Here is a 9,370-nt window from a genome sequence, read left to right as displayed (position 1 = left end):
CAGGAGCAGGAGCAGGAGCAGGAGCAGGAGCAGGAGCAGGAGCAGGAGCAGGGGCCGGTGCTGGAGCTGGAGCTGGCGCGGGTGCCGGTGCCGGTGCTGGTGCTGGTGCAGAGCCTCCGCCGCCACCGCCGCCGCAAGCGGACAACAAAGAAATCAAAGTGGCAGCGACAAACAGCTTCGAATGGGTCCTTGTATCTCTTCTTTGCATGGTCTTGGAATGAATCCCCCGGTTGTTCAAGGGCCGTCACGATACGCGAGATTCTCAAAGTCCAAGCCGACGCGGCGTTAGGGAAATCACGCAAGTCCGCGTGTGAGCGTTCAAGAGTGCGAAGCCGGGCCTTGGGTCGCGGCCAGCTTCAGTCGTGCCGCCATGCATTCAGCAGGTCGTGAAAGCAAAAGAGTTCACGCACAATAGTGCTGTGCCAGCCAGGAGTCTGAATTGCATCCGTTCATCGCCCAACATGCTGAAGGCATTGCCGCCATTTGCCGACGCTATGGCATTGCGCGACTCGATGTTTTTGGCTCGGCGGCGCGGGCGGAAGATTTCAACCCGGCCAGCAGTGATGCGGACTTTTTGGTTGAGTTTGCGGACGATGCGCGCACAGGCCTGAAAGAGTACTTCGGCGCCAAGGCGGCTTTGGAGCAACTGCTGGGTCGGGAGGTGGACCTGGTCGAACCCGCCGCTTTGCGCAACCCATTCGTGCTTGCCAGCATCAACCGGCATCGGGAATTGGTCTATGCAGCGTGATGCACGCGCTTTTCTTTGGGATGTGATCGATGCCGCTCAAGCCATTCAGAGCTTTGTGAGCGGCCTGGACGCAGCGGGCTATGCCAGTTCAGCCTTGGTGAATTCGGCCGTTGAGCGCAAGTTTGAGATCATTGGCGAAGCCTTGAATCAACTGAGCAAGCGTGAGCCGGCGCTGGCCGTACGCATTCCCGAGTTGGGGCAAATTGTGGCGTTTCGGAATCAATTGATTCACGGCTATGCGCTGGTCAACCATCGCAGGGTCTGGGTGGTGATTCAAGATGCCTTGCCAGGGCTGCTGAGTTGCGTGCAAGGGCTTCTTGAGGAATTGGGCGAGGCCTGAACTGCCGCGCTGCCAGCACCTTGGCCCTGGGGCCAAGGACCCTGCCGGCGCCGGCTTGAAGAGCACCCCCTCGATATACTTCCTGCCATGACGCAAGTTCCCACATTCGAAGCCGCGCGCGCGGTTGCCGCAGCACGCAAGGCCCTGGCCATCGAGGCGCAAGCCTTGACCGATCTCGGCCCTCGCCTGGGCGATGCTTTTGCGCAAGCGGTGCAAGCGGTCTTGAACTGCAGCGGCCGGGTCGCGGTGATGGGCATGGGCAAGAGCGGCCATGTGGGCCGCAAGATTGTGGCCACGTTGGCTTCGACCGGCACACCGGCTTTGTTTGTGCATCCGGGTGAAGCCAGCCATGGCGATCTGGGCATGGTGACCTCCAAGGATGTGGTGCTGGCGCTGTCGAACTCCGGCGAGAGCGATGAGTTGAATGTGGTGCTGCCGGTGCTCAAGCGCCTGGGCGTCACCATCGTGGCCATGACCGGCCGCGCTGAATCGAGCCTAGCGCGCCATGCCACCATCGTGCTGGACAGCGCCGTGGCCGAGGAGGCCTGCCCGCTGAACTTGGCCCCGACCGCCAGCACCACCGCGCAGATGGCGCTGGGCGATGCCTTGGCCGTGGCCCTGCTCGATGCGCGGGGCTTCAAGCCCGAAGACTTTGCGCGCTCGCACCCCGGCGGTGCGCTGGGCCGCAAGCTGCTGACCCATGTGCGCGACTTGATGCGTGCCGGCGATGACTTGCCCCGCGTGAAGGCCGACACGCCCTTCACCGAAATGATGCGCGAGATGTCGGCCAAGGCCCTGGGTGTGGCCATCATGGTCGATGCCGAGGACCGGGTGGCCGGTATCTTCACCGATGGGGATTTGCGCCGTCTGGTCGAGCGGGGTCAGGACTTGCGCAGCCTCAGCGCGGCCGATGTGGCTTCAAAGAACCCGCGTACCGTTTCGGCCGATGCGCTGGCGGTTGATGCGGCCGACTTGATGGAAGCGGCCCGCATCACCGTGGTCTTGGTGGTCGATGCCGAGCGGCATTTGCTCGGCGCTATCACCATCAATGATTTGATGCGCGCAAAGGTCATCTGATGATGAGTATTGAACCCGCTTTGCGATTTGCACCCGAGGTTTTGTTGCTGGCGCAAGGCGGTGCCTTGGGCCTGAAGGCGGCCATTTTTGATGTGGACGGCGTGCTGACCGATGGCCGCATCTACATCGGCGAACAGGGCGAGAGCTTCAAGGCTTTCTCCACGCTCGATGGCCATGGCCTGAAGTTGTTGGACCAGGGCGGCATCACGCCCATCATCATCACCGGGCGTGACTCGCCGGCGGTGCGGCGCCGGGTGGCCGATCTGGGCCTGCGTCACGCGGTCTATGGCGCCAAGGACAAATACGCCGTGGCTCAGCCCTTGCTGGACCAGCTGGGCCTGCAATGGTCTGAGGTGGCGGCGATGGGTGATGACTGGCCCGATCTGCCTCTGATGACGCGCGCCGGTTTTGCCTGTGCGCCGGCGCAGGCCCATGCCGAGGTCAAGGCGGTGGCGCACTACATCACCCAGGCCGCCGGCGGCCACGGTGCGGCGCGCGAATGCTGCGACCTGATGCTGCAGGCCTGTGGACGTTACGCAGGCTTGTTGAACAGTCATCTGGACACGCTCGATGGGGGCGCGCCCTGATGGGCAAACGGGGCCCTTTGGCGCCACCGCCCGCCGCGCCGGGCGCGCGCCCGGCCCAGCCTTGGTTGTGGCGTCTGCAGTCCATGCTCTTCGCCTACCTGCCTTTGCTGTGCATGGCATTGCTGGCCGGTGGGACTTGGTGGTTGGTGAAAAATGCGCCTCGGGCCGGGGCGGCGTCTGAAGCTCGGGCTCCTCGGCATGAGCCGGATTACCAGATGACGCAGTTCGATCTGCAACGTATCGCCAGCGACGGCCAAGTGCGCGCCCATATCGCCGGCCGCGAGTTGCGCCATTACCCGGACACCGACACGATGGAGATTGATGGCATCCATCTGCGCAGTTATGGCAGCGACGGCGCCTTGACGGTGGCCACCGCGAACCGCGCTATCAGCAATGGAGATGCCAGCGAGATCCAGTTGTTGGGTGCTGTGCATGTGCAGCGTTATGAAGCGACACCGCCCGGACAGGCCATGGCCATGCGCCCCAAGCTGGAGGTGCGCGGCGAGTTCTTGCATGCGTTCGTGAACGCTGAAGTCTTGCGCTCCCATCTGCCGGTTCAGGTGCGGCATGCAGGGGGCGAGATACAGGTGCAGAACTTTGAATTCAATCGGCTGACAGCGCAGCTGGGCTTCAGCGGCCGCAGCACGGCGCGGTTTGAACCAGCGCCAAGCAGCAAGGGAGCACGCCCATGAGCAGCGCATTGGTCTACCTCACCGGGGCCTCCAGCGGCATCGGTCAGGCCTTGGCCCTGCAGTACTACCGCGCGGGCTGGCGCTTGGCCTTGGTGGCGCGGCGCCCGACCGAGCTGCAGGCTTGGGCTGAAAGCGAGGGCTTGAGCGCCGATCGTTACCGCATCTACGCGGCAGATGTTGCTGACATTGAACAGATCACCGCGGCAGGGCGCGATTGCATAGCGACCCAAGGTCTGCCCGAGGTGGTGATCGCCAATGCCGGCATCAGCATCGGCATCGACAGCGCGATTCGTGAAGACTTGGACGTGATGCAGCGCGTTTACGCCACCAACAATCTCGGCATGGCGGCGACCTTCCAGCCCTTCATCACGCCGATGCAGGCGCGCGGCAGCGGCGCCTTGGTGGGCATCGCCAGCGTGGCGGGCATTCGTGGCCTGCCGGGCCATGCGGCCTATTGCTCCAGCAAGGCGGCGGTGATCAGCTATTGCGAAAGCCTGCGCGGTGAATGTCGCCCCTTCGGCGTCAAGGTGGTGACGATTGCGCCCGGCTATATCGACACGCCCTTGACCCGTGAGAACCGCTATCGCATGCCTTTCTTGATGCGCGCGGAGGACTTTGCCGAACGCGCTTTCAACGCCATTGCCGCCGGTGTCAGTTTCCGCGTCATTCCTTGGCAGATGGGGGTGGTGGCGCGGCTGCTGCGCATGCTGCCCAATGCTCTGTTTGACCGCCTGCTGGTGGGGCGGCCGCGTAAGCATCGGCAGGGTCAGTAGGCGCTGGCCAGGGCGATAGGCCTGCGATTCCGAGGGTTTTGGCTTCGGCTACACTGCGCACGCAAAACGCATCCGACGCAGTTCGCGTCGGTCTTGGAGGCAAACATGATCAAGGTTCTTCACCCCTGCTAACGACGCTTTTGGGCGTGTCGGCTCGCTGCCTTCCCCCGGAACTGCCGTCGTTTTTTGGCGCCGTGCGGCGTGGTTTCAACCCGCGCACCGGCATTGATCTGCATCTCCTGTCCTTGCATCGGCCCTCTGGCTGTCTTGCTTTGGGCATCATTGCCTTGCATCCATGAAATCCATTCTTTACGGCCTGGCTGTCGCTGCCGTGTTCGCCTCAAGTGGGGCCGCAGCGGGCATTCAGGCCTTGCGGCTCAAGCCAGGTGAGGCGCCGGCCCAGATCGATGGCAGGCTCGACGATTCGGCGTGGCAGCGAGCCCCCTTGTTCGACCAGTTTGTGCAGTACCTGCCTGAGGACAAGCAGCCCGCGCCGATGCGCACCACGGTGCAGGTCTTGGTGCAAGACGATGCCCTGGTGTTTGGCATCCGCGCTTACGACCCAGCGCCGGAGTTGATCCGTGCACCCTTGTCGCGGCGTGACAAGGTCTGGCGTGACCAGGACTTTGTCTCGGTCGTGCTCGACCCGGTGGGCCAGCGCCGCTCGGCGCAGTTTGTGCGGATCAGTGCGGCGGGTGTGTTGGCCGATGGCTTGTTCAGTGCCGAGGATGACAGCGAGGACTTCGCGCCCGACTTCGATCTGCAGGCTGCCGTGCAAAGACTGCCCGATGGCTATAGCGTCGAGCTGCGCTGGCCCTTGGCGGCCTTGCGCTTCCCCTATGCCGATGGCGCGCCTTGGCGCGTGATGGTGACCCGCAGCATGCCGCGCGAAGCCAGCACCTTGGTGGTCAGCGCGCCCTTGACCAAAGAGGCGCTTAATTTCATTGCGGAGCTTCAGCCCTTGGAAGGCCTGGGCGATTTGGTGGAACAGGTGCGCGAGCGTTCTTTCTTGAGCCTGCGCCCGGAGTTGACGCTGCGCAGCGAGCGCGAGTCAGACCCCAGCGGCTCCAGCCGCAAGCGCGAGTTGTCGCTCGGTCTGGAGGCGAAGTGGCGGCCGCGCGCGGATTGGGTGATCAATGCGACGATCAATCCGGACTTCTCTCAAGTGGAGCTGGACACGCCTCAACTGGCCGGCAACACGCGCTTTGCGCTGAGCGTGCAAGAGAAGCGCGCTTTCTTTTTGGAAAGCACCGATGTGGTCGGGCAAAGCCAGTCGGAGCACAACGATCAGCAGCAAAGCTTAGCGGCCTTTTACTCGCGCGCCATCACCGACCCCGACTGGGGTCTGCGTGCGACTTGGCGTGGCGCCCAGGCCGAATCCACGGTGCTGAGCTTGCACGACGCGGGCGGCGGCGAGATCCGACGCCCTAACGCCTATGCCACGCAGAGCTATGCGCAGATCGGGCGCTCACAGGCCAGCTTTGCGCGCGGCCGCATGCAACTGCAGCCCTGGGGTCAGCCCTTGGGGCTGGCGCTGCTGGCCTCGCAACGCGATTACGGCGCGCATGGCGTCAATCAGGTCATGGGCAGTGATTTTGCGGCCCCATTGGGTTCGACCGATTTGTTGCGAGGCCATGTCTTGGCCTCCAGCACCTCGGCCGGTTTTGATGCCCAGGGGCAGGCGCAGCGTGTCGCAAGCGAGTCCGGCCACAAGGTTTGGTTGGAATGGCGTAGGCGCAACGAAGACTGGAACAACAGCGCCCAGTACGAAGAGGTGGCGCCCCGTTTCGCCAATGACAACGGCTTCGTCAATCAGTCCGGCTTTCGGCGCGCCAAGCTGAATCTGCATCGCCGCCTGCCTTCGCAGACCTTGTCGCCTTTGGGTGAATGGTCGAGCTTTCAGGCCCATGAGTTCGAGTTGCAACTGAACTTGACGCAGTCGAAAACCCTGGTCGATCAGCGTTTGGGCGTGCCCGGTGGCGAAGTGATCGACCGCCAAGTCCATCCAGGCTTTTGGTTAGCGGCTGCCCGCAATACGGGCGTGTGGGGCTATGTGGGCTTGGACCAGCAACGGGCCAAGACGGGCGGACGTTTGCATGAGCCTCGCACGCTGAACCTGGGTTTTGAGTCGAATCCGAATGCCTGGCTGACTTTTGTTTCGGCCGATCTGAGTTGGGGCCAGCGTCTGGACGTGGAGGCCGACCGGCTGGGGCGCGGTGCCAGTCTGCTGCTGCAGGCCAAAGTGCGCAGCCCTTTGCTCTGGGGGTGGTGGCTGGAGTTGGAGCAGCAGTTGGGCCAGAGCCATGTGAATCAACCCGCTGGTCAGCGGGGTTTCACCGAACGTAACGCGCAGACCTTGGCCGTCTTGCATCTCAGTGCGCGGGACTCTTTGCGAGCCATCGTCCAAGGCACTTGGTATCAGCGCGAAGCTGAGGCCGGGTTGTTGGCGGCCGATGACAGCTCAGGCCATTTGTCGCTGGTGTTTCAGCACCGCATCGGCTTGTCGCGAGTGCTCAGTCTGGGCATGGTCTCGGCCCGGGAGCGGCCTGTTGATCGACGCAATACCGAGTTGTTTGCCAAGCTGAGCCTGGCCTTCCATCCCTGACCGTCGAAAACAAGCGAGCATGAAAAAAGGCGCCCGAGGGCGCCTTTTTATCGCTGTGCGAGGGAGGGCTGATTAATAGCCGCCGCCACCCGAACGGCCGCCGCCGAAGCCGCCGCCACCGGAACGGCCACCGCCGCCACCGTAGCCGCCGCCACCGGAACGGCCACCGCCAGCACCGCCGCCGTAACCGCCGCCGCCAGCACCGCCGCCGTAACCGCCGCCGCCACCACCGTAGCCGCCACCACCGCCGCCGCCGTAGCCGCCGCCACCCGAACGACCGCCGCCGAAGCCGCCGCCGCCCGAACGACCGCCGCCGAAGCCGCCTGGACGCTCTTCACGAGGACGAGCCTCATTCACCACGATGGCGCGACCGTCGAGGTCTTGGCCGTTCATGCCGTTGATGGCAGTCTGTGCTTCTGCATCTGTACCCATTTCCACAAAGCCGAAGCCCTTGGAACGGCCAGTGTCACGATCCATCATGACCTTTGCAGAGGTCACTTGACCGAATTGCGAGAACGCTTCATGCAGCGATTCGTCGCGCACGCTATAGGCAAGATTGCCGACGTAAAGCTTGTTTCCCATGGGGAAGCCCTTTCAAATACCAAAAAAACCATGTGGAGCTTCAACCCATCCTGAACCATTCAAGCGAAGGTGCGGCGTCCATACACAGGTAAACGATTATGGGCGATGGGTCTAGCCTCGCCCACTGCAAGGGGGATAAATGTTGTTTTTTAGCAGATAGAAAAAACCCTAGCGCGCCAAACGTGCGATCTGCGGCATTTCCGGCTTCTGGACCCCGGATTTGCCCTTCACGGGCGCTGGCTATGATGGCCCTCATGGCCCACAAACTCTCCCTTCATGCGCTGAATCGCGTACTCGCCAGTCTGGATGCGCCGCGCAATGGCCAAGCCTTGTATGCCTTGTTGAGCGCCTTTTGCTTGGCGGGTTTGATGCTGGCGTCGGCCGAGTCGGCCTTGGCCAAGTCTGACAGCCTGGCGGGCGGGCTCTGGGCTGGACTGGGGGTGGTGGTGGCGTTTCTGGGCGTCAACACCACCGGCGTGTTGTTGATGGATCAGGCTCGCGGCCGACCAGTGCGCGACTTGGCCGATGCTTTTTATCTTGCCGCGCGTTTGGCGCCAAGGCTGTTGCTGTGTCTGGTCCTGGTGCTGTCCGGGGCAGCTTTGCTTTTGGCTGCTGTGCTGGGCTTGCTGTGGGCGGTCAAGCTGCCCTGGGTCGGCGCGCCATTGTTCGCGCTCTTGGTGCCTGTGGGTGTGATGTTGCTGGGCGGCGTGGCCTTTGGGCTGGCGGTCTTGGTGGGACCGTTGACCGGCCCTTCCATGTGGGCCGGGCATGGCATCAAGAGCACGCTGCGTCTGCTTTGGCGGCAATTGCGGCACGGCCCGCTCGAAGCGGCTGCGCTGATGGCCGTCGCCTTGGTGGTCACCGGCTTGGTCAGCGCGGTGGTGAGTTTTGTGGTGCTCAGCGGTGGACGGGTGATGGCCTTCTTGATGGTTTGGGCGGTCGGTATCGATGTGCCCGCCCAGCAATTGATGGCGGGCTTGTTCGGTTACGGCCTGCGCAGCTTGGGTGCTGCCGGAGCGCCGGTGGCGGCCACCCCTTTGGGCATGGCCGCCCTGGTCGGCGGCGGGGTGGTGTTCGCCTTGGCCCTGGTCTTGCCGACCTTGGTTTATCTGCGCGCTTGCTGTGCGGTGCATTTGTCCTTGCAGGACGCTGTTTCCGAGGACGCGGCGCTGTGAATGCCAGTGCCGGCGGCCTGCGTATCGCCAGTCTGGTGCCCAGCATCACCGAGTTGTTGTTCGCCTTGGGATTAGGCCCTTATGTGGTGGCGCGCACCGGTTTTTGCATTCACCCGGCGCAGGGCGTCGCCTCGATTCCCAAGGTCGGCGGCACCAAGGACGTGAATCTTGACAAACTGCGGCGACTGGCGCCCAGCCATGTGATCGTCAACGTGGACGAGAACCGGCGCGAAACCTTCGAGGCGCTGCGCGAGTTTGTGCCCGAGGTGCTGATCACCCATCCGCAGTCGGCTGAGGACAACCGGGCCTTGCTGACCCAGATGACCATCGCCTTCGATTCGGTCCCCGGCGTGGCGGCTCGTTGTGCTCAGTTGGGCGCGGAACTGGATGCCGCCTTGCTGGCTTGCCGCAGTCAAGTCTGGGTGCCGCAGCGGGTGCTTTACCTGATTTGGCGTGAGCCTTGGATGACGGTTGCGCGTGACACCTATATCGCTCGCATGCTGGCCCAGGTCGGTTGGCAGAGCTGGCCAGAGCTTTGGGGCGGCGAGTCCGGTGCGGCGCGCTATCCGCAGTTGCAAGGGGACGAGGCCTGGCTGGCGCAAGTGGATCGTGTGCTGCTCAGTTCCGAGCCCTACCGCTTCGAGCAGCAGCACCTGCCGCTCGCGCAGGCTTTGTGCCCGCAGGCCAAGGTCGAGCTCGTGGATGGTGAGTTGCTGAGTTGGTACGGTCCGCGCGCCGCACAGGGCCTGGACTATTTGCGTCGGCTGGCTGGCTGCTAGCGCGTTGCTAGT

Annotated in this window: 11 protein-coding genes; 10 read left to right on the top strand and 1 reads right to left on the bottom strand. The window is 63.5% G+C overall.

The annotated features are described in order from the left end of the window. From ACOVRJ_RS20130 to ACOVRJ_RS20095, 8 genes are all read left to right on the top strand, one after another. The coding region (locus ACOVRJ_RS20130; RefSeq protein WP_422045606.1) for a hypothetical protein at positions 1 to 390 on the top strand (390 nt) is incomplete at its 5' end. 49 nt (positions 391 to 439) lie between these two features. After that, the gene (locus tag ACOVRJ_RS20125) at positions 440 to 748 is read left to right on the top strand and encodes a nucleotidyltransferase family protein (RefSeq protein ID WP_422045605.1); all 309 of its coding nucleotides are present in this window, start codon (positions 440 to 442) and stop codon (positions 746 to 748) included. After that, complete coding sequence (locus ACOVRJ_RS20120; protein ID WP_422045604.1) at positions 738 to 1,088, top strand: DUF86 domain-containing protein; 351 nt, start codon at positions 738 to 740, stop codon at positions 1,086 to 1,088. Before ACOVRJ_RS20125 ends, ACOVRJ_RS20120 begins: the two co-directional genes overlap by 11 nt. 87 nt (positions 1,089 to 1,175) lie before the next feature. After that, positions 1,176 to 2,165, top strand: coding sequence for a KpsF/GutQ family sugar-phosphate isomerase (locus ACOVRJ_RS20115; RefSeq protein WP_422045603.1), 990 nt, complete (start codon positions 1,176 to 1,178; stop codon positions 2,163 to 2,165). Next, positions 2,165 to 2,752, top strand: a complete 588-nt coding sequence (locus tag ACOVRJ_RS20110; protein ID WP_422045602.1) for a KdsC family phosphatase — start codon at positions 2,165 to 2,167, stop codon at positions 2,750 to 2,752. The genes ACOVRJ_RS20115 and ACOVRJ_RS20110 overlap by 1 nt, the downstream gene beginning before the upstream one ends. Then, complete coding sequence (lptC, locus tag ACOVRJ_RS20105; RefSeq protein ID WP_422045601.1) at positions 2,752 to 3,444, top strand: LPS export ABC transporter periplasmic protein LptC; 693 nt, start codon at positions 2,752 to 2,754, stop codon at positions 3,442 to 3,444. The genes ACOVRJ_RS20110 and lptC overlap by 1 nt, the downstream gene beginning before the upstream one ends. After that, a complete protein-coding gene (locus ACOVRJ_RS20100; RefSeq protein WP_422045600.1) occupies positions 3,441 to 4,217 on the top strand; it encodes an SDR family oxidoreductase in 777 nt (258 codons plus the stop codon). Before lptC ends, ACOVRJ_RS20100 begins: the two co-directional genes overlap by 4 nt. 295 nt (positions 4,218 to 4,512) lie before the next feature. Next, a complete protein-coding gene (locus ACOVRJ_RS20095; protein ID WP_422045599.1) occupies positions 4,513 to 6,822 on the top strand; it encodes a carbohydrate binding family 9 domain-containing protein in 2,310 nt (769 codons plus the stop codon). Between the two features lie 72 nt (positions 6,823 to 6,894). On the opposite strand, the gene ACOVRJ_RS20090 is transcribed toward ACOVRJ_RS20095, so the two are convergent. Beyond that, positions 6,895 to 7,404, bottom strand: a complete 510-nt coding sequence (locus tag ACOVRJ_RS20090) for an RNA recognition motif domain-containing protein (RefSeq protein WP_422045598.1) — start codon at positions 7,402 to 7,404, stop codon at positions 6,895 to 6,897. A gap of 254 nt (positions 7,405 to 7,658) precedes the next feature. On the opposite strand from ACOVRJ_RS20090, the gene ACOVRJ_RS20085 reads away from it, so the two are divergent. Continuing rightward, positions 7,659 to 8,579, top strand: coding sequence for a hypothetical protein (locus tag ACOVRJ_RS20085; RefSeq protein WP_422045597.1), 921 nt, complete (start codon positions 7,659 to 7,661; stop codon positions 8,577 to 8,579). Beyond that, the gene (locus ACOVRJ_RS20080) at positions 8,576 to 9,358 is read left to right on the top strand and encodes a helical backbone metal receptor (RefSeq protein WP_422045596.1); all 783 of its coding nucleotides are present in this window, start codon (positions 8,576 to 8,578) and stop codon (positions 9,356 to 9,358) included. Before ACOVRJ_RS20085 ends, ACOVRJ_RS20080 begins: the two co-directional genes overlap by 4 nt. Positions 9,359 to 9,370 lie beyond the last annotated feature (12 nt).

This window comes from Roseateles sp., from assembly GCF_049240545.1.
Lineage (GTDB): Bacteria > Pseudomonadota > Gammaproteobacteria > Burkholderiales > Burkholderiaceae_C > Paucibacter_A.
Note: the sequence above shows the minus strand (reverse complement) of the source record. Positions and strands in the feature narration are given on the sequence as shown.

What these genes read in the sequence shown, in the direction of transcription:
- ACOVRJ_RS20095 (WP_422045599.1), top strand. Translation starts at nt 4,513, where the DNA reads ATGAAATCCATTCTTTACGGCCTGGCTGTCGCTGCCGTGTTCGCCTCA.
- ACOVRJ_RS20115 (WP_422045603.1), top strand. Translation starts at nt 1,176, where the DNA reads ATGACGCAAGTTCCCACATTCGAAGCCGCGCGCGCGGTTGCCGCAGCA.
- lptC (WP_422045601.1), top strand. Translation starts at nt 2,752, where the DNA reads ATGGGCAAACGGGGCCCTTTGGCGCCACCGCCCGCCGCGCCGGGCGCG.
- ACOVRJ_RS20120 (WP_422045604.1), top strand. Translation starts at nt 738, where the DNA reads ATGCAGCGTGATGCACGCGCTTTTCTTTGGGATGTGATCGATGCCGCT.
- ACOVRJ_RS20090 (WP_422045598.1), bottom strand. Translation starts at nt 7,404, where the DNA reads ATGGGAAACAAGCTTTACGTCGGCAATCTTGCCTATAGCGTGCGCGAC.
- ACOVRJ_RS20100 (WP_422045600.1), top strand. Translation starts at nt 3,441, where the DNA reads ATGAGCAGCGCATTGGTCTACCTCACCGGGGCCTCCAGCGGCATCGGT.
- ACOVRJ_RS20085 (WP_422045597.1), top strand. Translation starts at nt 7,659, where the DNA reads ATGGCCCACAAACTCTCCCTTCATGCGCTGAATCGCGTACTCGCCAGT.
- ACOVRJ_RS20110 (WP_422045602.1), top strand. Translation starts at nt 2,165, where the DNA reads ATGATGAGTATTGAACCCGCTTTGCGATTTGCACCCGAGGTTTTGTTG.